The sequence below is a fragment of the Halobacillus ihumii genome (genome assembly GCF_902726645.1).
Lineage (GTDB): Bacteria > Bacillota > Bacilli > Bacillales > Halobacillaceae > Halobacillus_A > Halobacillus_A ihumii.
The window spans coordinates 1,465,888-1,492,631 of the sequence record NZ_CACVAO010000001.1 but is presented as its reverse complement, the minus strand read 5'-3'; the positions used below and the strand labels follow the sequence as shown (position 1 = coordinate 1,492,631).

The 26,744-nt window shown below is 46.3% G+C and carries 26 protein-coding genes; 21 read left to right on the top strand and 5 right to left on the bottom strand.

What is annotated here, in order from left to right:
* The first annotated feature begins 31 nt into the window (after positions 1-31).
* The 12 genes from atpD (at position 32) to G6R08_RS07520 (ending at position 11,245) form a co-directional block, all read left to right on the top strand.
* The gene (gene atpD / locus G6R08_RS07575) at positions 32-1,423 is read left to right on the top strand and encodes a F0F1 ATP synthase subunit beta (RefSeq protein WP_163527427.1); all 1,392 of its coding nucleotides are present in this window, start codon (positions 32-34) and stop codon (positions 1,421-1,423) included.
* Positions 1,424-1,514: 91 nt separating this feature from the next.
* The gene (locus G6R08_RS07570) at positions 1,515-1,919 is read left to right on the top strand and encodes a F0F1 ATP synthase subunit epsilon (protein ID WP_163527426.1); all 405 of its coding nucleotides are present in this window, start codon (positions 1,515-1,517) and stop codon (positions 1,917-1,919) included.
* A 385-nt stretch (positions 1,920-2,304) separates the two neighbouring features.
* Positions 2,305-2,538 carry a DUF1146 family protein gene (locus tag G6R08_RS07565; protein WP_163527425.1) on the top strand — a complete coding sequence of 78 codons (234 nt, stop codon included), beginning with the start codon at positions 2,305-2,307 and terminating at the stop codon, positions 2,536-2,538.
* A gap of 84 nt (positions 2,539-2,622) precedes the next feature.
* Positions 2,623-3,339: a YwmB family TATA-box binding protein gene (locus G6R08_RS07560; protein ID WP_163527424.1), complete on the top strand. Its 717-nt coding sequence runs from the start codon at positions 2,623-2,625 to the stop codon at positions 3,337-3,339.
* Between the two features lie 34 nt (positions 3,340-3,373).
* On the top strand, positions 3,374-4,684 hold the full coding sequence (gene murA, locus G6R08_RS07555) for a UDP-N-acetylglucosamine 1-carboxyvinyltransferase (RefSeq protein ID WP_163527423.1): 1,311 nt from the start codon (positions 3,374-3,376) through the stop codon (positions 4,682-4,684).
* 136 nt (positions 4,685-4,820) lie between these two features.
* On the top strand, positions 4,821-5,861 hold the full coding sequence (gene spoIID / locus G6R08_RS07550) for a stage II sporulation protein D (RefSeq protein ID WP_163527422.1): 1,041 nt from the start codon (positions 4,821-4,823) through the stop codon (positions 5,859-5,861).
* A gap of 539 nt (positions 5,862-6,400) precedes the next feature.
* Positions 6,401-7,441, top strand: coding sequence for a stage II sporulation protein SpoIIQ (locus tag G6R08_RS07545; RefSeq protein ID WP_240339665.1), 1,041 nt, complete (start codon positions 6,401-6,403; stop codon positions 7,439-7,441).
* A gap of 315 nt (positions 7,442-7,756) precedes the next feature.
* A complete protein-coding gene (gene spoIIID, locus G6R08_RS07540) occupies positions 7,757-8,035 on the top strand; it encodes a sporulation transcriptional regulator SpoIIID (RefSeq protein WP_079528253.1) in 279 nt (92 codons plus the stop codon).
* Between the two features lie 169 nt (positions 8,036-8,204).
* Positions 8,205-9,206, top strand: a complete 1,002-nt coding sequence (gene mreB / locus G6R08_RS07535; RefSeq protein WP_163527420.1) for a rod shape-determining protein — start codon at positions 8,205-8,207, stop codon at positions 9,204-9,206.
* 27 nt (positions 9,207-9,233) lie between these two features.
* The gene (locus tag G6R08_RS07530; RefSeq protein ID WP_163527419.1) at positions 9,234-10,061 is read left to right on the top strand and encodes a flagellar hook-basal body protein; all 828 of its coding nucleotides are present in this window, start codon (positions 9,234-9,236) and stop codon (positions 10,059-10,061) included.
* Between the two features lie 58 nt (positions 10,062-10,119).
* On the top strand, positions 10,120-10,962 hold the full coding sequence (locus G6R08_RS07525; RefSeq protein WP_163531189.1) for a flagellar hook-basal body protein: 843 nt from the start codon (positions 10,120-10,122) through the stop codon (positions 10,960-10,962).
* Between the two features lie 19 nt (positions 10,963-10,981).
* On the top strand, positions 10,982-11,245 hold the full coding sequence (locus G6R08_RS07520) for a DNA-directed RNA polymerase subunit beta (RefSeq protein WP_163527418.1): 264 nt from the start codon (positions 10,982-10,984) through the stop codon (positions 11,243-11,245).
* Positions 11,246-11,339: 94 nt separating this feature from the next.
* Here G6R08_RS07520 and G6R08_RS07515 read toward each other — a convergent pair whose 3' ends face one another.
* Entirely contained in the window at positions 11,340-12,119 is a 780-nt protein-coding gene (locus G6R08_RS07515; protein WP_163527417.1) for a DUF4878 domain-containing protein, read from the bottom strand.
* A 357-nt stretch (positions 12,120-12,476) separates the two neighbouring features.
* Between G6R08_RS07515 and G6R08_RS07510 the strand changes: the two genes are divergently transcribed.
* Together G6R08_RS07510 and G6R08_RS07505 are read left to right on the top strand one after the other, a co-directional pair.
* The gene (locus G6R08_RS07510) at positions 12,477-13,805 is read left to right on the top strand and encodes an FAD-dependent oxidoreductase (RefSeq protein ID WP_163527416.1); all 1,329 of its coding nucleotides are present in this window, start codon (positions 12,477-12,479) and stop codon (positions 13,803-13,805) included.
* A 1-nt stretch (position 13,806) separates the two neighbouring features.
* Positions 13,807-14,883: a class I SAM-dependent methyltransferase gene (locus tag G6R08_RS07505; RefSeq protein ID WP_240339664.1), complete on the top strand. Its 1,077-nt coding sequence runs from the start codon at positions 13,807-13,809 to the stop codon at positions 14,881-14,883.
* 90 nt (positions 14,884-14,973) lie between these two features.
* Here G6R08_RS07505 and G6R08_RS07500 read toward each other — a convergent pair whose 3' ends face one another.
* The gene (locus tag G6R08_RS07500) at positions 14,974-15,126 is read right to left on the bottom strand and encodes a lmo0937 family membrane protein (RefSeq protein ID WP_163527415.1); all 153 of its coding nucleotides are present in this window, start codon (positions 15,124-15,126) and stop codon (positions 14,974-14,976) included.
* A gap of 91 nt (positions 15,127-15,217) precedes the next feature.
* Here G6R08_RS07500 and fabZ point away from each other — a divergent pair, with 91 nt between their 5' ends.
* From fabZ to G6R08_RS07480, 4 genes are all read left to right on the top strand, one after another.
* Complete coding sequence (fabZ, locus tag G6R08_RS07495) at positions 15,218-15,640, top strand: 3-hydroxyacyl-ACP dehydratase FabZ (RefSeq protein WP_163527414.1); 423 nt, start codon at positions 15,218-15,220, stop codon at positions 15,638-15,640.
* A 569-nt stretch (positions 15,641-16,209) separates the two neighbouring features.
* Positions 16,210-17,526, top strand: a complete 1,317-nt coding sequence (locus G6R08_RS07490) for a S8 family peptidase (RefSeq protein ID WP_163527413.1) — start codon at positions 16,210-16,212, stop codon at positions 17,524-17,526.
* 138 nt (positions 17,527-17,664) lie between these two features.
* Entirely contained in the window at positions 17,665-19,023 is a 1,359-nt protein-coding gene (locus G6R08_RS07485; RefSeq protein ID WP_163527412.1) for an N-acetylmuramoyl-L-alanine amidase, read from the top strand.
* A gap of 168 nt (positions 19,024-19,191) precedes the next feature.
* Entirely contained in the window at positions 19,192-19,506 is a 315-nt protein-coding gene (locus tag G6R08_RS07480) for a hypothetical protein (RefSeq protein WP_163527411.1), read from the top strand.
* A 21-nt stretch (positions 19,507-19,527) separates the two neighbouring features.
* Here the strand turns inward: G6R08_RS07480 and G6R08_RS07475 are convergent, their stop codons facing one another.
* Positions 19,528-19,695 (bottom strand): hypothetical protein, encoded by a 168-nt coding sequence (locus G6R08_RS07475; protein ID WP_163527410.1) that lies wholly within the window; start codon positions 19,693-19,695, stop codon positions 19,528-19,530.
* Positions 19,696-19,779: 84 nt separating this feature from the next.
* Positions 19,780-19,968 (bottom strand): YjfB family protein, encoded by a 189-nt coding sequence (locus G6R08_RS07470; protein WP_163527409.1) that lies wholly within the window; start codon positions 19,966-19,968, stop codon positions 19,780-19,782.
* Between the two features lie 249 nt (positions 19,969-20,217).
* On the opposite strand from G6R08_RS07470, the gene G6R08_RS07465 reads away from it, so the two are divergent.
* From G6R08_RS07465 to G6R08_RS07455, 3 genes are all read left to right on the top strand, one after another.
* Positions 20,218-20,841, top strand: coding sequence for a hypothetical protein (locus G6R08_RS07465; protein ID WP_163527408.1), 624 nt, complete (start codon positions 20,218-20,220; stop codon positions 20,839-20,841).
* Between the two features lie 280 nt (positions 20,842-21,121).
* On the top strand, positions 21,122-22,465 hold the full coding sequence (locus G6R08_RS07460; protein WP_163527407.1) for an efflux RND transporter periplasmic adaptor subunit: 1,344 nt from the start codon (positions 21,122-21,124) through the stop codon (positions 22,463-22,465).
* Positions 22,466-25,540 carry an efflux RND transporter permease subunit gene (locus G6R08_RS07455; protein ID WP_163527406.1) on the top strand — a complete coding sequence of 1,025 codons (3,075 nt, stop codon included), beginning with the start codon at positions 22,466-22,468 and terminating at the stop codon, positions 25,538-25,540.
* Between the two features lie 78 nt (positions 25,541-25,618).
* Here the strand turns inward: G6R08_RS07455 and G6R08_RS07450 are convergent, their stop codons facing one another.
* Positions 25,619-26,623 (bottom strand): DUF3231 family protein, encoded by a 1,005-nt coding sequence (locus G6R08_RS07450; RefSeq protein ID WP_163527405.1) that lies wholly within the window; start codon positions 26,621-26,623, stop codon positions 25,619-25,621.
* Between the last annotated feature and the right edge of the window lie 121 nt (positions 26,624-26,744).

Here is a 26,744-nt window from a genome sequence, read left to right as displayed (position 1 = left end):
TTTTTTGAATAGTAAGTTAGGAGGGAAATCGATGAGTAAAGGACGCGTAACCCAAATTATGGGACCCGTAGTTGACGTAACGTTTGGCGAAGGTCAACTTCCTGAAATTAACAACGCCGTGGTGGTAGAATCAGAAAACGTCGCCCTTACACTAGAAGTTGCCCTTCACTTGGGGGACAACACTGTACGTACTGTTGCCATGTCTTCCACAGAAGGTGTGCAGCGTGGAACACCGGTTACTGATACAGGCGGTCCGATCGCTGTTCCTGTAGGGGATGTGACCCTAGGACGCGTATTCAGCGTATTAGGTGAAAAAATTGACCTCGACGAACCGCTTCCTAGCGATGTTCGCCGTGACCCAATTCACCGTCAGGCGCCAACCTTTGAAAATCTGGCAACTGAAACCGAAATTCTTGAAACTGGAATTAAAGTTGTAGACTTGCTTGCCCCTTACGTAAAAGGTGGTAAAATCGGTTTGTTCGGTGGTGCCGGAGTAGGTAAAACCGTTTTAATCCAGGAGCTCATTAACAACATTGCCCAAGAACACGGTGGTATTTCCGTATTCGCAGGTGTTGGGGAGCGTACACGTGAAGGAAACGACTTGTACTACGAAATGAAAGATTCAGGTGTAATTGCAAAAACAGCCATGGTGTTCGGTCAAATGAACGAACCGCCTGGTGCACGTATGCGTGTTGCCCTGACAGGTCTGACAATGGCTGAATACTTCCGTGATGAGCAAGGACAGGACGTACTGTTCTTCATCGATAACATTTTCCGTTTCACTCAAGGCGGACTTGAAGTATCAGCTTTGCTTGGCCGTATGCCATCAGCCGTTGGTTACCAGCCAACGCTGGCAACAGAGATGGGTCAACTGCAAGAACGTATCACATCAACGGACAAAGGTTCTGTTACATCAATCCAGGCCATTTACGTGCCTGCCGATGACTACACAGACCCAGCGCCAGCGACAACGTTCGCCCACCTTGATGCCACAACGAACCTTGAGCGTAAACTTTCTGAGCAAGGAATCTACCCAGCCGTGGATCCATTAGCTTCGACTTCACGTGCCCTTGACCCTGAAGTTGTAGGGAACGATCATTACGAAGTAGCTCGTGAAGTTCAACAGACTCTGCAGCGTTATAAAGAATTACAAGATATTATTGCGATCCTTGGTATGGATGAACTATCAGATGAAGATAAACTAACAGTGTCACGTGCACGCCGTGTACAATTCTTCCTATCTCAAAACTTCCACGTTGCCGAGCAGTTTACAGGACAGAAGGGTTCATACGTCCCTGTAGCTGAAACGGTAAAAGGATTTAGAGAGATTCTTGATGGCAAGCATGATGATATTCCTGAAGATGCCTTCCGTCTAGTCGGTCGCATTGAAGAAGTCGTCGAAAAAGCTAAACAAATGCAATAAGCATATCATTTTAAAGTGTCATTCAGGCGCTGGGGAATCATTGCCGCGCCTGATGCCCGGGCACTTATGATCTGCCTAAGGAGGAATAGCTATGAAAACACTAACGGTGAGTGTTGTCACTCCTGATGGCCCGATACTAGAAGACGCATATGACATGGTTAGCTGTAAGGCGGAAAGCGGGGAGCTTGGTATTATGCCTGGCCACATTCCAATGGTCGCTCCCTTAACCATCAGCGCTGTTCGTCTCAAAGGGAATGGACAATCAGATCGAATTGCTGTAAGCGGCGGTTTCCTTGAAGTCCGCCCGGATAAAGTAACGATTCTGGCACAATCTGCTGAGAGACCTTCCGACATCGATATCGATCGTGCCCGCAAAGCCAAAGAGCGCGCAGAGCAGCGGATGGCTGAGAAACAATCCGATATTGATATGAGAAGAGCTGAACTGTCACTCAAACGAGCCATTAACCGTTTAGATGTGCACGACAATAACTTCTAAAAAACTGCTTTCATTACGAAAGCAGTTTTTTATTGCAAAAAGACTCATCCTCGACAAGAATGGAGGTTATCGGCAGGTGCGGTTGATTTCGACTTTAGTAAGCATGGTCTAGGAGGAAATTATTCATCTTTTTTGTCATTATTCCCCGGGAAATACTTTCTTCTGTCTGAGGTAATAATCATTTTGACAGATCTTGTTGCGACATTCTTCCATGCTTATGTAAAAGTTCGAACCTCGTCGATTGGACTGCCTTTATATAGGTGTTCACACAATGTTCACAGGGATCATGACGAATAAACCCTAACTTATTGACAAACTATCTATCTCATGTAATTGTTTAATATGTGTGCAAAATCGGTAGATCCGTCAGTGAGGTGTTCGACGAATGGATCAAATTCTACTACAAGATGCACTCCTCAGCATGACCTCTCATATTATCTTCATTATCATCACCTGGAAGGTCCTGCAGGCAGTAAATCTAGATGCGTTTTTTAGAAAAGGACGTATCTTCGAAATCAGAGTCTTAATGATACTGATCACGATTGCCATTGCTACATCAGTTAGTAACTTCTTCTTGGATCTTATCAACTGGTCGAATAGTTTGGTGTATTTATTTTAATGTCAGAACGTGTCATGAAATGTATCGTATGAAACTCACTCTCCCTGTTCACACTTGTAGTATTACGAGGGGGAGGAATTACATATGAAAATTTTATGGGCTGGTTTACTAACCTTAACATTGTTATCAGGTGTTCACCCGCAGGAAACGGCTGGAGAGCAGACGGATATTTCACCGTTACTAGAGTTGGCGGCATTTGCTGAGGGTGAACAGCTTCACGTTACTGAATATAAGGTTGTCCTTAAAGAATCCATCAACACAGACGACGCAGAACAAGTCATCCAGCAAATAAAGGCTTATGTTTCCGAGGGCCAAGTAATAGAAGAAGAAACCAATCTGGCTCGTAAAAAAACTTTTACAAACGGTCAAAAAAGTTCTGATTTTATCGAACATTTTACAGTGATTACCCCAAGAGATGAGACCATTTCTTCAGAATTGGTTTACTCACTTACTACCGGGGGTACACAGACATTAACGACTAAGAAAATCATGCAGCAAATCAACCAGATTCAGAAGCGGTTTTTTTCAGAAAATGTCACTTTATACACTTGTCTTAAAGCTGAAGATGGTGGTATTATTGATGATGTTTTAATCTATCAGAAATTCAAAAAAGCATTCAATATAACAACGATCGAAGCAGCTACCGAACAAAGCTGGACTAGCAGATCCGGCTACACATCAAGGTGGAACCAAGCCATCCCATTACCGAATGGGGCGATGAATGTCCAATTCGCGACGCGAACATTGGGCGGTCGAACAATCGTTACAATTGGCACACCTATCATAACTGCTGAATATTAATAATAATGAATATGGACGCGGAGGAGAATGAACCTTGGAAAAAATCATCGTCCGTGGTGGAAGGCAGCTTAAAGGCACTGTAAGAGCTGAAGGTGCAAAGAATGCCGTACTGCCTGTCATCGCAGCAAGTATAATTGCAAGTGAAGGAAAAAGTGTTTTGCACGACGTCCCTGCTTTAGCGGATGTTTATACTATTAATGAAGTCATTAGACATATGAACGCAGATGTAGATATGAAAGGTCGCACAGTGACTATAGACGCTTCAGATGAACTGACAACCGAAGCTCCGATAGAATATGTTCGCAAAATGAGAGCTTCCGTACTCGTTCTGGGACCACTATTGGCCCGCTATGGCCATGCGAAGGTCGCTCTACCTGGAGGCTGTGCAATCGGTTCACGTCCGCTTGATCAACACCTTAAAGGTTTCGAAGCAATGGGGGCAGAGGTTACCGTTGGAAATGGGTCCATTGAGGCACATGTAAACGGGCGTCTACGAGGAGCTAAGATTTACTTGGACGTACCTAGCGTAGGAGCTACAGAGAATATCATGATGGCTGCTGCACTAGCCGAAGGAAAAACAATTCTTGAGAATTGTGCAAAAGAACCTGAAATCGTTGACCTTGCTAACTTCTTGAACAAAATGGGAGCGCGCATTGTCGGCGCAGGTACAGAGACAATCCGAATTGAGGGAGTCGATAAGCTGTTTGGCGCGACACACACGATTATTCCCGACCGAGTAGAGGCTGGAACCTTTATGGTAGCCGCTGCGATTACGGGAGGAAATGTGCTCGTACAAGGAGCGATGCAGGAACACTTACGTTCAGTTATTTCAAAAATGGAAGAAATGGGTGTGACCATTGAGGAAGAAGATGATGGTCTGCGAGTCATTGGTCCAGAGAAGCTTAAGGCAACGGACATTAAAACGATGCCGCATCCAGGCTTCCCAACAGATATGCAGTCACAAATGATGGCACTGATGGTTAATGCAACAGGAACCAGTGTCATTACCGAAACGGTCTTTGAGAACCGCTTTATGCATGTGGAGGAATTCCGCCGTATGAATGCGAAGATGAAGATCGAAGGCCGTAGTGTCATTGTAGAGGGTCCATCTAAACTACAAGGTGCTGAAGTGCAGGCAACGGACTTAAGAGCCGGAGCTGCTCTGATCTTAGCAGGTCTTGTAGCGGACGGATATACACGTGTAACTGAACTGAAACACTTAGATCGCGGGTATGTGGACTTTACTGAAAAACTTGCCCAGCTCGGTGCTAATATTGAACGTATTAACGAAGAAGAATCCTATATGGAAGAGATTGAGCCAAGCGAATCAATATCGACTTTATAATTTTCTCTTAATCACTTACTCATCAAGCAATTCCCTGTCAAATTTCTGACGTGGGGATTGCTTTTTTAGTTCTATCATCTGACTTACGTGGATACATTTTAGTAGAGGGTCTACTATTGGTTCAGGAGGACGAGATATGAAAAGAAGGAATCGCATTGGCATCATGGTAATAAGCAGTATTTTTTTAGGGATCCTCTTGATCCCCACACTGATTGTGGTGCCATTCACAGGCTCAAACGACACAGCAACAGTCGAAGAAACACAAGCTCCATCCGCTGCAGATGAATCCGTGACAGAGCTGCCAGCCAGTCTATCTCCATTTAGTATTCACGTACTGAGGAGTAAGACGAAAGAAGTCGAAGAAGTTCCTTTAGAAACATACGTATCACGGGTGGTAGCCTCTGAAATGCCGGCAAGCTTCGAACTTGAGGCTCTAAAAGCACAGGCCCTTGCTGCACGAACGTACATCACCCGGCATCTCGCGCAGGGGGAACCTGTATCAGAGAACGCAGATGTGACAGATACCGTCCAGCACCAAGTGTATAAAAGTGATCAGGAGCTTCGTGATTTATGGGGAGAGAATTATAAAGAAAACATAAGTAAAATTAATCGAGCTGTAAAGGAAACAGCTGGAGAAATCATCACTTATAAACAGCAGCCGATTGAAGCAGCATTTTTCTCCACAAGCAACGGTTATACAGAAAATTCCGAGGACTATTGGAAAAATGAGATCCCTTATTTAAAGAGTGTAGCAAGCCCATGGGATAAAGCATCACCGAAGTTTAACGATCAAAAAATTGTTACCGTCAGCGGGTTGGAGTCCTCCTTAGGTGTAGATATCGTGCCGACCCTTTCCAATATGGAACTAACCAAAACTGAAGGTGGCCGTGTCGATCAAATCACGATTGGCAGTGAAACCTTCTCAGGCCGGCAAATTCGTGAGGCCTTTAACTTGCAATCTAGTGATTTTACGATGGAAGTAAAGAATAATCACGTGATCTTCACTACTCAAGGGTACGGTCACGGAGTGGGGATGAGTCAATATGGGGCTAACGGAATGGCCAAGGCTGGTAAGAATTACAAGGAAATCATCCACCATTACTATCAAAACACTGAAATCTCCCCGATGAGCAAGCAGACGGCTGCGATCACGACTGCTAAGCAGACAGTAAATTAAGAGAGCGTTCTTCTTATTTGAGGGCGAGTTTTGCTTGAGGAGTGTCTTGGCGTTAGGGACGAATGTTACCGCGTTAGGTCGGAATGTTCTTGCGTTAGGGAGGAATAGTTTTGAGATAGGTCGTTATAGTTTTGAGACAGGGAGTTATCATGCTTCGCTAGGGCATTATATGGTTTGAAAGGTCCAATAAGTTCAGCAAAGGAGCGGCGTACAGAGAATGCAGCCGCTCCTTTGCTTTCTGAAAAAGGGCCCCACAGGACGCGGGTCAGTTCGAATTTGGTACAGGCCCTATACGACGTAGGGTCGTTCGACATTGGCACATGCCCCACAGGATGTGGGGTAGTTCGGTGTTGGCACAGGACGTGCCAGTTTTAACCGAACTTCCTTGAAGCCGTTCTTATTCGAACTTCCTCTTTCGTGTCTAAACGCCCCTTTCCGCTTTTCTTAACAAAAATTTTCCTCTTCATGTATAGATTCCCTTAAAAGTGATCAGAATGATTTTTGAGGTGATGAACATGAGAGAGGAAGGAAAGAAAAGCGTGACTAAATTAAAGTTTAAACGCTTAATGCGCAAGAAGTGGATCTATCCAGCATTGTATCTTACCGTAGCAGCTTTGGTACTTGTAGGGGTGTTTTGGTTCCAGCAAAGCTCAAGTGACGTAGCCGAACAGATGAAGGATCAAAATCAAACAGGTGTACAAGACGATGTCGACGTACAAGATCAAGAATCCGTTCCCGTTACCGGTCAGGAAGAGAATTTGCAAATGCCTGTTGCCAGCGAGCAGCAAACAACTGTCGTAACAAAGTTCTTTGATTATGATGCATCAAAAGAAGCGCAAGAAAGTGCACTGGTACTTTACAACAATAAGTATTATCAGAGTGAAGGAATCGATTTAGCAAAAGCGAATGGAGAAACTTTTGATGTAACAGCATCTCTATCAGGTACTGTTACTGAGGTGAAAGAGGATCCACTCTATGGAAACGTCGTTCAAATCAGTCATGACGATAAAGTATCAACCGTTTATGCTAGTCTATCTGAAGTGAAGGTAGAAGCAGGTTCTGAAGTGAAACAAGGTGATGTGATTGGACAAGCTGGTCAGAATTCTTTTGGCAAAGCAGATGGTGTCCATGTACACTTTGAAGTAAGAAAAGATGGTGAGCCACTGAACCCGGAGGATTTCTTCGGAAAAGCAGTAAGCAAAATAGAAGCTAAAGAAGAAAAGGCTAGCACTGAAGAAGGCGGAGATGCTTCTGGTGAAGAGGAGCAGTCAACAACTGATCCTGCTGAAAAACAGAATCAGCCGTCAGCGAATGTAGAAGATCCAGATACTGAGATCGAGCCGGACCAATCTTCTGATAGTGAAGGTCAAATGCAGCCAGCTCCAGAAGAAGGAGAGACTCCAACTGAAGGGGATGCCCCGACTGAGGGTGAAACTCCAACCGAAGGGGATGCGCCAACTGAAGGCGAAACTCCAACTGAAGAGGGTGGAACTCCTTCAGAAGAAGCACCAACTGGTGAGGAAGAAGAGCCAGCACCAGGAGAAGACAGCTCTTCATCTGCTGCAACTACAAACGCTTAAGCAAAAATGGGGGTTTTTTCAAAACCTCCATTTTTTTATGTCTAACAACGTTCCATTCTGTGTATTCTTTATCATGAAGTTCCGTACAGGCAGCAACAATTCACTCGCCCATGTTTGAAGAAATAAAAAAGGATGCTCCCCCGCCTTTTGACATATCTGAGAAGTTCGAGTAATACAATGAGGATAACCGAGCAGTCGGTAGCATCCAGGGTGCCACAACTAGAGAAATACTTACACCACTGAAGAACGCCCACTAACTCTAAACTTGTCTCGAGAAGCGACCCCTTGGATAGTCAATCACAGGAGGCGAGTGATGTGCATGACTACATCAAAGAACGGACGATCAAGATTGGGGAGTATATTGTCGAAACGAAGAAGACGGTAAGAGTGATTGCGAAAGAATTTGGAGTGTCGAAAAGCACGGTACACAAAGACTTGACTGAGCGTCTGCCCGAAATTAATGCGGATTTAGCCAAACAAGTTAAGCTGATTCTCGATCATCATAAGGATATCAGGCATCTTCGTGGAGGAGAAGCGACACGAATGAAATATCGTACCATTATCGAAGATGCACCTGCAGAACCAACCCACTAGACGTGTATCCAACCTCCCGCCTATATCATCCTTCATGGTTATGGAACTTTTTTCATGAGAAATGCGACGAATTATGTAACTTTGTGATAGAATATAGAATTAGATATGCTTATGTTTAATGAAATTTGGACCGAATAGGTTTTTTAGAAATAGGGAGGAACAACCGAAGATGTTTGCAAGAGATATCGGAATAGACTTAGGAACAGCGAACGTACTTATTCATGTAAAAGGGAAGGGCATTGTGTTAAATGAGCCCTCTGTTGTAGCGATGGACAGAAATACTGGCAAGGTTCTTGAAGTGGGAGAAGAAGCTCGTCGAATGGTGGGACGCACACCAGGAAACATCGAGGCGATTCGCCCATTGAAAGACGGGGTCATCGCTGACTTTGATGTCACAGAAGCGATGCTCAAGCATTTTATTCAAAAAACAAACGTGCGCGGCTTTTTATCCAAGCCTCGGATGTTGATTTGCTGCCCGACCAATATTACGAAAGTCGAGCAAAAAGCAATTAAAGAAGCAGCGGAAAAATCCGGCGGTAAAAAGATTTACCTTGAAGAAGAGCCAAAAGTCGCGGCAATTGGCGCTGGCATGGACATATTCCAGCCGAGCGGGAATATGGTCGTGGACATCGGCGGGGGTACGACAGATGTTGCTGTTATTTCCATGGGGGATATCGTGACCGCTTCCTCCATTAAAATGGCGGGGGACAAATTCGACCAGGACATTTTGAGTTACATTAAGAAACATTACAAGCTGTTAATCGGCGAACGGACTGCTGAAACGATTAAAATAAGTGTGGCGACCGTATTTAAAGGGGCACGCAAGGAAGAAATCGAAATTCGCGGTCGTGATATGATGACTGGACTGCCGCGTACGATCACGGTGAATTCCGAAGAGATCGAGGCCTCCCTCCGCGAATCTGTCCAGACCATCGTACAGGCCGCGAAGCAAGTCCTTGAGCGCACACCGCCAGAACTGTCAGCAGACATTATTGACAGAGGTGTCATCATGACTGGCGGCGGTGCCTTAGTGCATGGCATTGATCAGCTGCTGGCAGAAGAGCTTAAAGTTCCTGTTTTTGTCGCAGAAGATCCTATGGACTGTGTAGCCAAAGGGACAGGAATCATGCTGGAAAACATAGACAAAGTGACTCGTCATAAAATCAGCTAAGGAACTTTTAGTAAGGGAGAGATCGTCTTGTTGAGAGGATTTTATACAGCAGCCTCGGGAATGATGGCAAACCAGCGCATGCAGGAAACATTGTCGAACAACTTGGCCAACGCTTATACACCAGGTTATAAAGCAGATCAGGGAACGATGCGTGCTTTTCCTGAATTATTAATTCAGCAAATGAACCAAACTACCGTTCCGACACGTAATGGAGGACTGACTCTTCCAACCGAGAAATCAATCGGCTCTCTTCATACCGGTGTGTACATGCAGGAAACAGTACCGAAATTCTCTCAGGGCGATTTAAGGGAGACAGGGATCCAAACAGACCTGGCTCTCTTAAATGGCAATTTACCAGACGAGAACGGCTCCCTATTTTTTAATGTGCAGGATGAAGCAGGCAATCTGCGTTATACGAGAAACGGTAATTTCACCGTTGATGGTGAGGGTTTCCTGACGACGACTCAAGGTTATTATGTGCTCGATGATGCCGGCAACCCGATCCAAACGGACGGCATGGAGTTTGACGTTAGGGAAAATGGCACTCTGATCGCAGCAGGTGTCACTGCACAGCTAGGCCTATCCTACAGTCCAGATTCCTTTAGCTTAGAAAAAGTCGGAAGTGGTCTATTCTCGCCTGGAGAAGACGCCGCGCCACTAGCGGATGCACGTGCAGGCGGAGAGGTCAATTTTTCAATAAGACAGGGTTTTCTTGAACGTTCCAATGTAGACCCGGCTCAAGTTATGACAGAAATGATGAATACATACCGTTCCTTTGAATTGAACCAGCGTGTGCTGAAGGCGTATGACCAGAGTCTTCAGAAAACCGTTACCGAGATAGCCAGATTAGGCTAGGCAGGATTTCTTAAACTAGTAGAATGTAAGACTTGAAGTAAAGGAGAATAATGCCTTGATGAATCGAACGATGATGCAGGCCTCCGTAACGATGGGGCAAATTCAACATAAACTTGATATTATCGGCCATAATCTGGCCAACACGAACACGCCGGGTTATAAAAGCAGACAAGCTGATTTCTCTTCGTTATTGTTTCAGCAAATCGATAATCTCGTGACTGAGGGGCAGGAAGAGGCGGCTGATGAGACAGGAGCGCAAAACAGGCTGACGCCTGACGGGATTCGTGTTGGATCAGGTGCAAGGGTTGCCCATACGAATATCGATTTGAGTCAGGGGAATTTGAAAAAAACCGATCGTGCATTGGATGTCGCTTTACTTGAAGACAATCATCTGTTTCAATTGCAAGTAGCGACAGAAAACGGATTTGAAACACAGTACACACGATCTGGGAACTTTTACCTCAGCGCAGCAGGCAATGGACAAGTTCTCCTGGCTAACGCTGATGGACTGCCTGTTTTAGGTGAAGATGGACAACCGATTCAGCTGGCTGACAATATGGAAGGTATGGAAATCCGCGAAGATGGTGCGATTCTCGTGACTCGAAATGGCAATACAGCCGTAGAAGCTCAGCTTGGGATCGTAGAAGCTATCCGTCCTCGTGTGCTTGAATCAGCAGGAAACAATCGCTTCTCTCTCCCTGCAGATGGCGTCCTTGCAGGTGAAGCGATTATCGAGAACGTGGACGGTCAATTACAAAGCGGTACTCTCGAAACTTCTAACGTAGATATTTCAAAACAAATGACAGACATGCTGATGGCCCAGCGTGCCTATCAATTCAATGCACGCTCAATTTCCACGAGCGATCAAATGATGGGACTCATCAGCCAGCTCAGGTCATAAGGTAAGGAGCTAGACAACTATGGCGACAAAAGAAGCAAAACAACAAGAGAAGAAACCATTGCGCAAACAGCACAAAGAAGGAAAGAAAAAGACATCAAGGAAGACACGCCGCCGGATTTTGCCGATATGGCTGCGCCTTGTGATTGTGCTTGTCCTTAGTGTTCTAGCCCTGCTGATCGGACTTGTCGTCGGCTATGGTGTCATCGGTGATGGAAATCCGCTCGATGCGCTGGATTGGTCAACGTGGGAGCGGATTTGGAATCTTGTTATGAAAAAGGAATAGATGGTTGTCCTCATTATTTTATGATGAGACTGCTGTAAATAGAACGCACGAGCTTTCTAGCTCGTGCGTTTTTTTGGTCTCTCTATAAAGATCTCTATTTCACTTCAACAACTTCGTCACTTGTAGGAATCATGGCGTTTTGAAGATGACCGCCAAAGACAACCTTCCACTGTCCATCCTCCTTACAAATGAGGACGTTGCTCGTGGAGCGGAAATGTTCGTATTTCTTTTCAATTTGAGCCATGGCTGCTGAATCAGAAATCTTTCTGACGCCGAGTGCTGTTACTTCTGGGACAGGTCCTTCGGAAATAGCCCTGAGATGTTTATCGAGTTGGGCTTTGTCTGATTGAGATAAAGGCTTCAAATATTTTTTCATGGATTTGACATCGCCAGAGTTGACGGCTTTTGAAAAATCTTCAATGGCCTGCCTGACTTTATCTTCGGTTACTCTGCGGTTCGATTTGTCAGGGAATTCGACGTATCCTGGACCGTACACACCTCTAATGATTTTCCACTGTCCCTCTATTTTGATGACAGGGTTTGTTCCGACTGCGATTAAGTCTTCATAGGTGGAGTGAGTCGAGACAATGGCTGTCGTATCATTCACCATGTTCAAGTCAGTAATTTCTGCATGCTCCAGTGGGTGGGCTTTACAAAATCCAGTATAAAATTCTTTAACATTACTGATCTTTTGAGAGTGTTCAGATGTTTTCATCATTTCCTCAGCATCACAATTTTTCTGAGCATTGAGAAATTGCTCAACAGCGTTTAAGGCCTGTTCTTTGGACGATTCAGCGTGTGCCGTTGAACCGATCCCGAGGCTGACGCTTGCTAACAAAAGGATAAGGGCGATGTTAACGATTAGTTTGTTCATTCGTATGGCCTCCTTCGCGATTTTTTCTTCTTCGTTATTATTTGCCAAGGTTTGATGGTTATTCTTAGAAGAATTTCAGATGATTGGGTTCGGCTGCGGTAGGATGGCCTATAGCGGTTGCCGATTGTTATTGATTGCTGCAAGATTGTTTCCTAACGGTCGGCGATTGTTCCTGTTCTCAGCGTGATTGTCCTGCAACGAACAATGATTGTTCCCGTGCTCGAGAGCATTGTTCCTAACAAGGAATGATTGTCCTCTAACGCAAACGGGCAGAGTTCAGCCGGCTGCAGAAAGGTTTTCTTTTGACCAATTTGTGGAATGAATTTGTTATAGAAGGATTCAGGGAGGGTGCGATTTGTGAAGACAGACGTATTCATTGCTGGCGGTGGAGTAGGCGGACTGGCTCTGGCTGTCAAATTGGCGAGTCGGGGCGTTCATGTCACGGTGGTCGAGCAGCTTGCGAAAAAATCGTCGGCTTATAAAGGGGAGCTGCTGCAGCCGAAGACGCTTGCGATCTTAGATCGGCTTGATGTGCTGGCGGAAACGGAGGCGAGCGGTCATGTGATCGATCAACTGCGGTTTCTTGAAGTGGAGCGGCAAGCGCATGCCCGCCCTCGTGAGATTCAATTAACAGAGCTCAATTATAGCCGGGTGGCCAGCAAGTATGATCATTCGCTCATGGTACCTCATGAAACGACAAAGGATATTTTGCGGGAAAAAGGTACAGCTTATGCTGAGCATTTCCACTACTTAGCTGGCACGCGGTTTCTCGGGTTTGAAAATGGCATGGCTAAAGTGAGACAAAAGAAATCAATTCAATATATCGAAGCGGATGTGTATATCGGGGCAGAGGGTCGCAGTTCTCCTACTCGTGAGGAAATGAATGTGCGTGTGAAGCGACGTGACTACAACCATCATTTTCTCACAGTGACCATCCCGCGCCCCTGCGATTTTACAAAAGGAAAAATGATTACGACTGCGGACCAATTTCTCGGACTTTTCCCGCTTCCTGATCAGCAAGTACGAACGGTTTACCTCATTAAAGCAGGCACGTTCAAGCAATTCAAAGAGCGAGGTCTGTCCTATCTCTACCAGGCATACAGTGAATTAGAGCCGGAGTTATCAGAAGGTGTACGAGCCATTCAGGATTGGAAGGCTGTGCAGCTGATGATCCCGTTTACGTACCACGTGGACTCCTATTACAGAGGCAATCTGGCCTTAATCGGCGATGCGGCTCATACGGTACATCCGATGGCCGGGGAAGGGATGAATCTCGCCATTCAGGACGCTGATGTGCTCGGCGAATTGCTCGCCTGGTGCAAGGAGCAAGGAGAACCATTCCATAAGCATCTGCACTATTATGAAGATGTCCGCAAGCCGCGAGTGGAATTTTTGTTAAACCTCAGTCATCTGTCGGCATTCGTATACTCGGTCCCGTATGAGTGGTGGCGCAGCATTCGCATGCGTGCGATGCAGCGGATGTATGACGATGACGAACTTCACGTCAAGCAAATGTTAAACATATCAGGTCTCGGAAAATGGCCGTTTACGTTGGTTGACCGGGCGATCCAAGGGAGTATCCTTCCCGCCCGCAGGAAAAAGGTGAGCGATCGCAAGCAACAGCAATTTCTGTTCAGTGAAGCGGAGGATTACCCGTGGAGAACATCACAGAAAGGGAAGGTGTGACATGATGAACGAATGGGTTACCGCGATGCAAGCGAGAAAATGGATGAAGAAAAACGAGTCATTTTTACCAGGGTGGCATGCCTATGTAGGGGCAGAACTCGGCCTGTTTGACGATTTCGCCAAAGCGAAAACTATCGCCGACGTTAGCGATGAGACCGGCTATCCATATGACCTGCTCTCATCCTGGGTCCGCGTCGGAGTTGCCGTGAAACATTTGAAGAAACGCCCCAACCATCGCTTCCGAACCTCCAAGAAACGCTGTGCCTCACTGATGGGCGACAACGCCTCCACCGGTGTGAAAGCCCTGTTGAAGGAAGTCATGGAACTCCACATGCCGACACTCCTCAACTATCCGGATTACATGAGAACCAATCAACGCGCCTACTTCGACCATGAACGCCACGGTGAAGTAGTGGCCGAAACATCAGCACTGCTCGAGAACTTTTCGATTAATAAAATAAAAAAGATGATACACGACAGGGAGCTAGACACGATCGTTGATCTGGGCTGCGGCCATGGGGGGTATTTGCGAAAACTAGCCGAGACATACCCAAACGTTCAAATGATCGGTGTTGATCTCAATCAAGACGTCGTGGAGCGTGCCCGCGAGTTAGCAGAGGGCTATCCGAATCTCAGCTTTGAAGTAGCGGATGTGATGGACTGGACCCCGCAAGAAGATGGTGTTGACGTGATTTTGCTGCACAATGTATTTCACTATATTCAACCAAACGTACGTGAGCAGCTGCTGAATCATTTGTACAGTTACCTCAATAAAGACGGTTTGATCTCAGTAGTCACACCAGTAAATGAAACACAGCATGGGGAAGAGTTCTCTTCAGCGTTTAACAGCTTTTTCGTCGCCCATTCGAACTTATTCGCCCTGCCGAATACAGATGAACTCAATGATCTAGCCGAAACGTGCCGCTTCGACCTGTTCGACTTTGACCCGATCATTAAAGAAGGATCTTGGTACACGTTCTGGCTGACTCCGAGCATCCGTGTGAAAGAAATTGGCCGATATCAGGAAGACGGAGGAGCGGGGCAACGGTTTACCAGCAACCGCCAGCTGACTTCTTAGCCTTGGGGAGGTTGTGTGGACGGCAAATGTGCAATTAACTTCATGAGCAAAACACGAGCTATCATTACTTGATCCATAGTACCAGCGATCTTAATCGCGCGGCCGGCCGCTTCTGCGGAACAAGCGAACAACGAGAAAAATAATCGCCGCAATCAACAGCAAATGAATTAACCCGCCAGCGATATCAATGATCACACCAATCAGCCAAAAAGCCAGTAAAATGATAATAATCGTCCAAAGCATGGGGATTCCTCCTTTCACCCTCAAGAAAGTTTTGTCGAAAGTGGTGGATACTATTATAATAGGTATAGTTTGTACTGAAAGGAGTATTCCTATGTTAGATATTCAAGCGATTAAAGAAATCATCCCGCACCGCTATCCATTTTTGCTGATTGATCAGGTGGAAGAAATAGAGGAAGGCAAGCGCGCCGTCGGTTATAAAAACGTCACCGTCAACGAGCCTTTCTTCCAGGGCCATTTTCCCGATTACCCTGTCATGCCTGGTGTGCTTATTACCGAAGCCCTTGCACAGATGGGGGCTGTCGCGATGTTGAAAAAAGAAGACAATCAAGGCAAACTCGCCTTTTTCACTGGAATCGACAAATGCCGCTTCAAGCGTCAAGTCAAACCAGGAGATCGTCTTAAATTGGAAGTTGAAATCGTTCGCCTCAAAGGACCGATGGGCAAAGGGAAAGCTCTCGCTACCGTAGACGGCGAAACCGCTTGTGAAGCGGAAATCATGTTTGCTCTTAAATAATAAATGAGAAACCGTCCTGCTGGGGCGGTTTTTTTATTGGTCCTTGAATGGTTGAGAGGGGTGTGGCTTATCGAGAAGAGATAGTGTCCTAACGCTGAGGGATAGCGACTTATCGAGAGGGGATAGCGTCCTAACACTGAGGGATAGCGATTTAGCGTGAGGGGGTGTGCGCTCTACGCGGGGAATAGCGGCTAACCATGAGAGGATAGCGTCCTAACGCTGAGGGATAGCGACTTATCGAGAGGGGATAGCGTCCTAACGCCGAGGGATAGCGACCTATCGAGGAGGGATAACGCCCTAACTCGATTGGATACTGCCTTAACGCCAGGATGAAGTTTTCACTTGGACAGCGACGCAACGCACAATAAATTCCCCCTATAACTCCACGTTTTACCCTGCGATCCATCGCCAGCCATGCAGCGGCGTATACTCTTTTTCAGTAAAAACCTCCAAATCCATAGAATTTTCTATCAGACAAGCGCCTTTTTTCACTCATAACCCTACAAATACCGCCATTTCTTCTTAACTTTTTCATAGAATACAGCATGACGATAAAAGGAGGTGATAGAATGTTAGGATTCTCTATGATTCAACTAGCGCGCGAGCATAGCGACAAATTCGACAAAGAATTGCGCCACCAATTAATCCATCTGTATAAACCTTTACGTCGTACTCCTTGTTTTCTACACCGATTTATAGAAAATAGACTAAAAAAATCGAAGAAACTTCCTGTTATTATTGAATTCGAACACATGTATTCAGCGTTAAACAAGGTTCATGATGTAGTTGAACTGGATGGGAAATCCAAGATTATGCAGGAGTTTCCGAGCACATCCAGTTGTTCAGCCGAATTGACCGCAAAGACGATCGAGAAACTGATGAACAATGACTGTCAAATTAAGAAAATTTACTATGACCGCGAAGTGAAGGCTTTACTGGATGTAGCCTCCCCGTCGGTTCATGCGCAACAGCTGAACCAAAAAGGCATTACCGGGAAAGGCGTCAACATTGCAATTGTGGATACAGGCGTTTATCCCCACGAGGATTTAACACAGCCGACGAACCGAATTGTAGCCTTTAAAGATTTTGTAAACAACAAACTCGAACCTTATGATGATAATGGACATGGAACCCATTGTGCCGGGGACGCGGCAGGTAACGGTTTTTCTTCAGATTTAAGATACCGTGGAACTGCCCCTGAAGCGGGGATTGTAGGAGTGAAGGTGCTGAACCAAATGGGGTCTGGCTCACTCTCTACAATTGTTTCTGGTGTACAATGGTGTATCGACAACAAAGAGGAGCATAAAATTGATATCATTTCGCTTTCCCTAGGGGCTGCAGCAGATGAATCAGACTGTAATGACCCTCTTGTTCAAATTGTTGATAAAGCATGGGAAAGCGGCATTGTTGTTTGTGTAGCTGCAGGGAACTCCGGACCTGACCAACGAACGGTCGGAACTCCAGGGATCAGTTCGAAGGTGATCACGGTGGGAGCCATGGACGATCAGAATACGATCAATCGTACTGATGAAGATATTGCTCCTTTCTCAAGCCGTGGTCCGGCATGCGGGGAAGTATCGAAGCCAGATGTCCTGGCCCCAGGTGTTAACATTGTTTCGTTACGAGCACCTGGTTCGTTTTTAGATAAAACGTCGAAGTCGAGTCGTGTGGATGACGAATATTTTTCGTTATCAGGAACATCGATGGCGACCCCGATTTGTGCAGGGATTGTTGCCTTGATCCTTCAAGCTCATGCAGAAGAAACACCAGATCAGGTAAAACAGCGGCTGCTTGATACAGCAATCGATAGAGGATTACCAGAATATGTTCAAGGTGCAGGTTATGTAGATGCCGAGAAAGCAGTAGATTCTAGTGACGACGCCTAGATAAAAACCCCGTACTCTCGAACTCTATGTCGCAAAGGGGATGGAGGTGTTGGACAAATATCTTTATCATGGATAACGGATCGCAGCTGAAAGATCCGTTATCATTTTTTTAAAAAAATAAAAGGAGGAGATGAAACCTTGAAGTTATATTTAGATCCGGGACATGGCGGAAGTGATTCAGGTGCCACTGGAAGCGGGTTAATGGAAAAAAATCTTACACTCGATATTGCCTTGAAGATTCGCAGTATATTAAACAGTGAATACCGTAATGTTGATTTAAAGATGAGCCGAACATCGGACATCACGAAGAGCCTGGATCAGCGGACAAATGAAGCGAACGCATGGAATGCCGATTACTATTTGTCGATCCACGTTAATGCCTTTAATGGTTCTGCCAGAGGGTATGAGGATTATATTTATATCGGATTGTCAGATTCGTCCCAAACCGCTCAATATCAGGACATTATGCACGAGGAGATTACGGCCGTCAACGAATTGCCAGACCGAGGTCAGAAGAAAGCCAACTTTCACGTTTTACGTGAATCAGCTATGCCGGCACTGTTAACGGAGAATGGCTTTATTGACAATCCAACCGATGCTGCAAAATTGAAAAGCTCTGCTTATCGTCAAAAGGTGGCTCGCGGCCATGTGAATGGTCTTGCCCGTGTCTTTAATCTTGAAAAAGTAACCCCAAAGACGTTGTATAGAATCATTGCAGGTTCTTTCCAAGAACGTGAAAATGCACAGGATCGCGTCGATTATCTCGATTCCAAGGGAATTCCATCTTTTGTTGATCAGGTAACGATCTCTGATCAGATCTGGTATCGTGTTCAGGCGGGTGCATTTTCAAGCCGAATTAATGCTGAACAACGGCTGGCCAAAGTAAAAGAAGCTGGAATCTCAGATGCTTATATTGATGTAGAAGGTAACGACGGCAGCGGAGGCAATGATGACAGTGAGGAGGAAGTTTCGGGCTACAGCATTTTAGGCCCCGGAATGTTATCCTCACAGCAAATGGATCGTTTCGCTCGAAGTGTAAATCCTGATGCTCCATTATTAGGACATTACTATCAAACTTTGAGCAAAGTCTATGGAATAAGAGGGGATGTGGCTTTCGCGCAAGCCCTTCATGAAACAGACTATTTCCGTTTCACAGGGGTGGTTAATGAAGGACAGAATAACTACGCCGGAATCGGTGCCACAGGCCCTGATAATTCAGGGGCAAGTTTTGATACACCAAAAGAAGGAGTGCTGGCGCATTTGCAGCACTTGTATGCCTATGCCTCCACCAAACCATTGCCAGACGGCTACCCTCTAGTTGACCCGCGTTTTGACCTTGTCACCCGCGGCAGTGCCCCAGACTGGGTCGGTTTAAATGGAAAATGGGCCGTTCCCGGTGATCGATATGGACAATTAATCTTAGGTTTGTATGAGGATATGGTCAAGGTAAGCATTCAACAATTGCAAGAAGTGCTGGAACAGATTAAACCGTCTTAACTGAAGTCAGAAAAATTTTGACACCAAGCCGTCAGGAGCTTTATCGCCCTGGCGGCTTCTATATGATGGGAAGATACTACATACTGCTATGTTGCTAGGATTTGGTATAACTGCCAAATGCCTCGGGCAAACTAGAAGTCGTAAACGAAACCAAAGGAGGAAATGAATATGAAGAATATTGCCCTAAAACTACTCATTGCTTTTCTAGCCATCTCAGTTCTTGGAGCTTGTGCCTCTGAAGAAGAACAGCCAGCAGAAGAAGAAACAGAAGAGAACGGCAATAATGCTACGGAAGAAGGGACGCCCCCTGAGGAAGACGATATGGGTGAAGAACAGCAGCAGAATGATGAAGGTAACAACAATGATAATGGTGGTACAGAAGAAGGCAATAACGATAATGGCGGTACAGACACCGATGATGGAAACCAAGACGGATCGAACGAAGACACGATGGAAAATGGAGAAAACCAGAACAACGAATAATCCATTCACTACAGCCGCTTCTTAAGAGCGGCTATTTTTTTCGCCTTTTTGTAAAAAGACAGCTATGACGACGAGACTGATGCCTCCGAGGGTTAATATAGGGGCGAATTCAGTCCAAAAGTCCAGCAGCAACAAGGAAATTCCAGCAAAGAAACAGCCGAATCCGGTCACAACTAAACGCTTTGCCACTTTAATCACACTCCCTGGTTTGGTGAGGTCCAGGCAGCAATTTCCTCCCTGAGTTCAGCAAAGGAATTTACTGCCTATTCCTCTTTACCCCTTCACATCAATTTGATTCCCGTGAGTAGGATGGGGAACAGCAGGTGGTGACTGCTGCAGCATCTGGATCATTTGATTAGCATCACTTTGCGATGTTTTGATCGCCTTATCCATAACAGCAAGACTTGCCTGCTGTCTCACGTGCGCCTGACTCATCACGATTGAAGCCGCTGCAATATCCATCACATCACACTCCTTTCCTTGCTTATATCGTCCTCTCTATCGAACTTTCAACCCTTCAACTTTTACAATACGTTTACGATTTGTCCGCGAACTTGGCAACACCTCCTCACTTCGGTAAAATAGAAACTACTAGAGGATGCTCGACCTTCTATAGACAAATAAATCCCCCTCATTCTACGGCGTAATTTTTCAAATCAGAAGTTTCCCAAAGGAGTATGTGTGGAATAGGAAAAGGAGAGGTGAAAATCGATGAAATACAGAACAGCCGCAGACATCAAGCAATTTTTATTAGATGATCAAGAAGCAGTCGTAAACAACATTCCTAGAGAAAAAGTCGATGTTTACGATTATCTCAGCCAGGAGTTCGCCGACACGTACGTTCCGGACGACACGATTTATCAATTCGTCTTTCGCCATTTCTTCAAGCTGGACAACCCCAGCCTCACGAAAGAATTCGAATCCGAATACTTTAAGATCATGGAAGAACAGCGCGAACAAGAACGCCCGAATATCGTGCACATAACGAAACGCCTGTACGAGATTAAGAACCATAAAGGCAATCCAACGATGCAATTCCCACTCGCCGCAGCCATGCTGCACGCGATCAACCCGGAATTCCCTTCCTATGACAGCGACATCGCGAAAGCCTTTGACTTCTCATCTACCTATCATTTAGCAGGTTTTGAGAAAAAGATGAAACGCTACATTAAGCAGTATCAACATACGTATCAAACGTACAAGCAGTTGCTCGATGACGAAGCCCTCATGCCGATTTTCCATCACTTTGATGAGAAATTCCCGGATCATGAGCAGCTTGCACAAGTGAAAAAGCTTGACCTCATCATTGCCCAACTCGGCAACACGATGCAATAAGGTACATAACCGCCTGGCTCTACATGAGCCAGGCGGTTTTCTATGCCTCAATTCGATAAAATAATTTAGTATTCTTGGGTAATAGATTATTTCCGGGGAAATAATCTAAAAAACGCGGAAATTTCCCATCGACTCGACACACGATCCTTATCCAGCGGTTTTTCCATTTTTCTGAACAAAATTCATCAATCTGTCACCACTCGACAAGTTGCAATCCCGTTCGCAGTTTAGTAACATTATCCATAATTATGACCACCACACAAGAGAGGAAATCGAACCTATGAAACGTCTTACATACCTTCTCCTCCTGCTGACCATCACAACACTTACCGCCTGCAACGATACAGACAACGACAAAGAAACAGCCGAAACCCGTACAACACCCGTCGAAACCACTGAAATTATTCAAGATAACTTCATTATGGAAAGAAAAATAGTCGGGAGGGCGACGACCGCGGACACCTCTCCCGTCATCTCGAGCGTCCCCGGAGAACTGGTGACATTAAACGTAGCCAAGGGAGACCGCATTGAAGAAGGCGAGACGGTCGGCGTCGTTGATCCTGGCAATAGGGGCAGCCAAGTTGAACTCCAGCAGCTCGCAGTGAAGCAAGCGAAGAAACAGCTGGAAAACGCTCAAATTGCCTACGAACAAGCGGAGGCCGGAGTAGAGAATGCGAAAGAGCAAGTAGAAATCGCTAAGAAGGCGGCCAATGCCAAAGCCACTCAAGGTAACAAAGCTGCTGCGGCTGTCAAACAGCAATATGAACAGGCGCAAGCCCTGGCCGATGAGACGAAGCAGTTAGTTGAAGAAGGCACCGTCCCGGAAGTGCTTTACGAACAAGCGCAAACTCGTGCTGATCAAGCATATGCTCAGTATCAACAGTTGATCGGTGAAAAGGGAGCGTCAAGCAGTTCAGCCGTAGCCAAGGCTGAAGCGCAGGTCGATCAGGCACAGCAGCAGCTTGAACAGGCTCGAATCGGCATTGAGCAAGCCGAACTTCAAGTTGAACAAGCACAAGTACAGCTGAATCAAGCGGAGGAGCAGGGCGCTAATGAAGTGATCACAGCTCCAGCCAGCGGAGAAATTTCGTCATTGAAAGCTGGTGAAGGCGATATGGTCACGAATCAGCAGCCATTCGCGACGATTGTCAGTTTGAACCCAATGACGATCACAGCAGCCGTGACAGCGGAACAGCTTGGGTTATTTGCTGAAGGGGAAGAGCTTCAAGTTCAAATTGATACGTTAGAGGAGCCGGTGACGTCTACGATCAGCTATGTTCCATCGGTTCCTGATGAGACAGGGCTTTATCCTGTTGAAGCAACCGTTGAGAACCCAGATAAAACGATCAAACCGGGTATGATGGCGACGTTCCTTTTACCAGAAACGGTTGTCGAGGATACGTTGATTGTTCCGACTGATGCTGTAGCCGAGGAGGGCGGCCAATCGTACATCTACCAGGTGGTCGACCAGAAAGCGGTACGTGTCGATGTGGAAGTCATTGAATCACAAACTGATCAAACCGCGATTGCAGGTGAAGTCAACATCGAGGCACCTGTCGTGACGAGCGGCCAGCTGACCTTAAGTGATGGCGCCAATGTGACGATCATGAAGGAGGACGCGTAAGTGAAGCTTGTAAACGAATCCGTCAAGCGTCCGGTCGGAGTGATCATGATTGTCGCTGCCATTCTCGGGCTTGGTTTCGTATCACTGCGATCGCTTACGATCGATCTTTTTCCAGATATTGAACTGCCGATCGCTGTGGTATCAACGAGTTACGAAGGTGCAGCCCCGCAAGAAGTTGAAAAATTGGTCAGTCGTCCGATTGAATCTGCAGTCAGCTCGCTTGAAGGGCTTGAAGTCTTGCAATCACGGTCTCAAGCAGGTGCATCACTTGTGATGATGCAGTTTAATACAGGAGTTGATCTTGACAGCACGTTGCTTGAAGTAAGGGAGAAGGTCGATTCCGTAACGAGTGTACTGCCGGAGGGGGCAGGAGAGCCGAGCGTGCTGCGTTTCAATCCCCAGCAGCTGCCGATCATGACGATTGGATTGTCAGGCGATACGCCGGAAAATTTGCAGAAATTGGCCGAGAATCGACTCATTCCCTTATTTGAACGCCAGGAAGGAGTGGCCTCCGTCACAGTTGAAGGCGGGCGAACGCGTGAAGTTCAAGTGCTGATCGACCGCGCCCAAATGGCGCAATACGGACTCAATGCGCAGACGATTATTCAAGCGTTAAATTCCTCGAATCAGTCCGCTTCTGCCAGCAACATTCAAAAAGGGCAGAAGGATCTGCAAATTCGGATCAGTGGGGAGTACGAAAGCATTGAGGATGTGCGCGAGACGATTATCCAAACACCAGATGGCGCCAGCCTCACCCTTGATCAAATCGCTGATGTCGAGGAGAATTTTGCTACGTCGAATACGATTTCTGAGGTGAATGGCACGCCGGCCGTTGTGTTATCATTTTTGAAAAAAACCGATAGTAATACAGTCGAAACCGCGGATCAGATTCATGCAGCCATGGAAGAAGCGAAGAGTGAGCTGCCGGAAGATGTCGAACTGGAAGTCGTGCTCGACACGAGTGAATTTGTCAAAACTTCGATCAATAGTGTAGTAAAAAATATTATCATCGGCGGGATTATCTCTGTATTCATCTTGCTGTTGTTTTTGAAAAGTATCCGTGCGACGCTCGTTATCGGGATTTCGATTCCGATCGCAATTATTTCAACGTTCACTTTGATGTATTTCACAGGTGAAACGCTCAATGTTCTGACGATGGGCGGACTGGCGCTCGGAATTGGTATGATGGTCGACAGCTCGATCGTGATTTTAGAGAGCATTTATAGTTATCGGCAGCGTGGATACTCGATGGCTGAAGCTTCGAAACTGGGTGCTTCTGAACTGGCTCCCGCTGTCATCGCCTCCGCAACGACGACACTCGTTGTATTTTTGCCGATTATTTTTGTGGAAGGGATCGCCTCGGAGCTGTTCACGCCCTTAGCGTTAACGGTGTCGTTTGCACTGATCGCCTCGCTTGCCGTATCGGTTACGCTCGTACCAATGCTGTCATCGAAGCTGTTAACGAAGACAATTGCATCAAGCGGCCGCCGCTATTGGTTCGACCGATTTTTAGAAAAGGTAAACGATGCGTATCGCAGCTTGTTACGAAAAGTGTTGAAGTATAGAAAAACAACGGTGCTTGCGACCGTGATCAGTGTGGCGATTGGAGTCGCGCTGATCCCGTTGATCGGCACGGAATTTATTCCGCCCTCTGACCAAGGACAAGTGCAAGTTAGTGTTAACATGCCTGAGGGGACAGGAATAGAAACCACTCAAGAGTTTACCAACCAGGTGGACGATCGTCTCAAGGAATTTAGTGACGTCATAGACGTGAGCTATCTGACGATTGGCGGCGGAGGCATCGGCGGTGGAGTGGGCAACAGTTCTTCTGACTTTGCCTCCTACACGATACAGCTTGTTGATCCGGGAGAACGCGAGCAGACCACAAAGGCTGTCACGGAAGACATTAACGAAGCTTTACAAGGTATAGCGGGGGCCGATATAGCGGTCAGTGAAATGGAAGCCGGACTTGGCACAGGTGCGCCGTTGCAGATCCAGCTGAATGGCCCCGAATACGAAGTGCTCGATCAGTTGTCTCGTCAGGTTGTCTATTTAATGGAAGATGTGGAGGGGATCAGTGAACCGACCTCTTCTACAGATGAAGGACGTCCAGAAATGCAAATCGATGTGAATGCCCAGAAGGCGGCTCAGTATGGCTTAAGTGATCAGCAAGTCATCAACCAGATTCAGCTCGCCTTTAGCGGACAAATCGCCACCCGATATCGTGAGGGCGGCAACGAAATTGATGTTCGATTGATTTTGCCAAAAGAAGAACGCCAAACGATTGCTGATTTAGAAGGGATGTCGGTACAGACACCGACCGGAGCAATTATCCCCTTGGCAACGATTGCCGACTTGCAGCAAGTTCAAGGCCCTGTTTCTTTATTGCGGGAAGGGCAGCAGCCGCAGGTAAACGTGGAAGCGGACGTCGTGGGCCGTGACCTCGGCAGTACGACTGAAGCGGTTCGCGCGCAGCTCGACAGCTTGAATTTTCCGGAAGGCTACTCATATTCGATTGGCGGACAAGCGGAAGACATGCGCGATGCCTTTGGTGATCTGGCGCTTGCGCTCGTGTTTTCCATCTTTCTCGTGTATGCCGTAATGGCGGTCCAGTTTGAGAATTTCCTATTCCCGTTGATTATTATGTTCTCGCTGCCCGCGACGATCGTAGGGGTGTCGGGAGGGTTATTTATCACCGGCTTGCCATTCAGTCTGCCAGCGTTTGTCGGAATTATCATGCTCGCGGGGATTGTCGTCAACAATGCGATTGTGCTCGTTGATTACATTAATATATTGCGAAGAAATTCATATGATCGCAGGGAAGCGATTTTAGAAGCGGGACCAAACCGTCTGCGACCAATTTTGATGACCACGCTTACGACCGTGTTAGGCATGCTGCCGCTTGCGCTCGGCATCGGGCAAGGCGCTGAAGCACAGCAGCCGCTTGCTGTAACGATCATCTTTGGGCTGACCGTTTCAAGCTTCTTCACGCTTATCCTGATCCCCGTCGTCTACACCTACTTTGACGACCTATCCAATAAAATCACCGGCTACTTCAAAAAACAAGAAGACTAGTTGGTTATATGTAAAAAAGTTACCACCTCAGGTCATCCATTTTCTGGATGACCTGAGGTGGTATTTATTGGGATTGGATTATTTGTTGCTTTTGACTAATTTATCGCGGTCTACTGAGCCGGGGGGCTGCTCCATCCATCCGTTATCAATCATTATATTTGAACCATCTTCTGCGTAAAGCGCGGTGTCTGCCATTAGGCGTGTGTAGGCTAATCCGAGGTCCCGCCTTGGGCTTGATGATACAGAGAATCCATATTGAGCGACGCCGGAAGCGGTAAAGGTGGTCGCATGGTACATCATCATTTTGTCTGAGAAAGGAGCGATCGTCGAAGGCGTCACTTCTGATGTCAGAAGGTTCGTCCCTTGTGGTAAATCTTCCTCTAATAGGATAGACCTGAACGTTTCGAAATGCTTTTTCGTCATTTTTCGTCCCCGCTCAAAGTACTTCTTAACCTCGCTCTTTTTAGCGGTCTGAGCAAAACCGGTCACGAGAGCTTCTCCTAAAGCTGTTCGCTTGGCATTGTAAATAAGATCTGAAATCTCAATTCCTAAAAGAGGGCGTCTATCAAACCATCCCGATAAAAAATCCTGCCTCTTAATGAAGTCAATGGAATTTGGGGTAGGTAAATTTGGGGGAAAGATAAAAATTCCTTTTTTGATGGCTAACTTTTTCGCTCTTTTAAAAAGTTCTTGTGTTTCATTTAAACACGTTGAATAGAAAGCCATTACATCTTCCCGTGTGGTGGTCGATAAAGCCAACCCGTAAGCAGGTAAAGCGAATTTGGACATATCGATCATATAATACAGGCAGAGATGGTCTGAGTATAATTTTGGGGCATCAAAGTTCACATCTTTTTCGGTGAAACCGGCAGGAATGGGGTACTTCTCCTTTTTTAAAAGCTTCGTAACTTTCGTTATATGTTCGTTGGAAAGGCGAATCGCGTATTCGAGAACGGAACGGATTTCCCGATCCTCTGTATGTTTCGCAAGGTAAGAAATCATATGGGTCGACATCGAATCATTTTGATACGATATCCAGAGGTTCGCGATTTCAGGTGCCGTCAGCTGTGATTGACTTGTCATAAGAATTCCAGCTCCTCTAGAAGAGTATATCCATTATTTTGAGTTCGTTTACTATGAATATACATCCTGGGCCAAAAGCTTCGCGAATAAGAGGCTGCAGCTGTTAAACTGGATATAATTA

Bases quoted from the DNA above. Each gene is read 5' to 3' on its own strand.
- G6R08_RS07480 (WP_163527411.1), top strand. From the start codon at position 19,192: ATGAAGAATATTGCCCTAAAACTACTCATTGCTTTTCTAGCCATCTCA.
- spoIID (WP_163527422.1), top strand. From the start codon at position 4,821: ATGAAAAGAAGGAATCGCATTGGCATCATGGTAATAAGCAGTATTTTT.
- fabZ (WP_163527414.1), top strand. From the start codon at position 15,218: ATGTTAGATATTCAAGCGATTAAAGAAATCATCCCGCACCGCTATCCA.
- G6R08_RS07565 (WP_163527425.1), top strand. From the start codon at position 2,305: ATGGATCAAATTCTACTACAAGATGCACTCCTCAGCATGACCTCTCAT.
- G6R08_RS07470 (WP_163527409.1), bottom strand. From the start codon at position 19,968: ATGGATATTGCAGCGGCTTCAATCGTGATGAGTCAGGCGCACGTGAGA.
- G6R08_RS07500 (WP_163527415.1), bottom strand. From the start codon at position 15,126: ATGCTTTGGACGATTATTATCATTTTACTGGCTTTTTGGCTGATTGGT.
- G6R08_RS07450 (WP_163527405.1), bottom strand. From the start codon at position 26,623: ATGACAAGTCAATCACAGCTGACGGCACCTGAAATCGCGAACCTCTGG.
- G6R08_RS07490 (WP_163527413.1), top strand. From the start codon at position 16,210: ATGTTAGGATTCTCTATGATTCAACTAGCGCGCGAGCATAGCGACAAA.
- G6R08_RS07525 (WP_163531189.1), top strand. From the start codon at position 10,120: ATGAATCGAACGATGATGCAGGCCTCCGTAACGATGGGGCAAATTCAA.
- G6R08_RS07570 (WP_163527426.1), top strand. From the start codon at position 1,515: ATGAAAACACTAACGGTGAGTGTTGTCACTCCTGATGGCCCGATACTA.
- G6R08_RS07520 (WP_163527418.1), top strand. From the start codon at position 10,982: ATGGCGACAAAAGAAGCAAAACAACAAGAGAAGAAACCATTGCGCAAA.
- mreB (WP_163527420.1), top strand. From the start codon at position 8,205: ATGTTTGCAAGAGATATCGGAATAGACTTAGGAACAGCGAACGTACTT.
- G6R08_RS07460 (WP_163527407.1), top strand. From the start codon at position 21,122: ATGAAACGTCTTACATACCTTCTCCTCCTGCTGACCATCACAACACTT.
- atpD (WP_163527427.1), top strand. From the start codon at position 32: ATGAGTAAAGGACGCGTAACCCAAATTATGGGACCCGTAGTTGACGTA.
- G6R08_RS07505 (WP_240339664.1), top strand. From the start codon at position 13,807: ATGATGAACGAATGGGTTACCGCGATGCAAGCGAGAAAATGGATGAAG.
- G6R08_RS07515 (WP_163527417.1), bottom strand. From the start codon at position 12,119: ATGAACAAACTAATCGTTAACATCGCCCTTATCCTTTTGTTAGCAAGC.
- G6R08_RS07560 (WP_163527424.1), top strand. From the start codon at position 2,623: ATGAAAATTTTATGGGCTGGTTTACTAACCTTAACATTGTTATCAGGT.
- G6R08_RS07465 (WP_163527408.1), top strand. From the start codon at position 20,218: ATGAAATACAGAACAGCCGCAGACATCAAGCAATTTTTATTAGATGAT.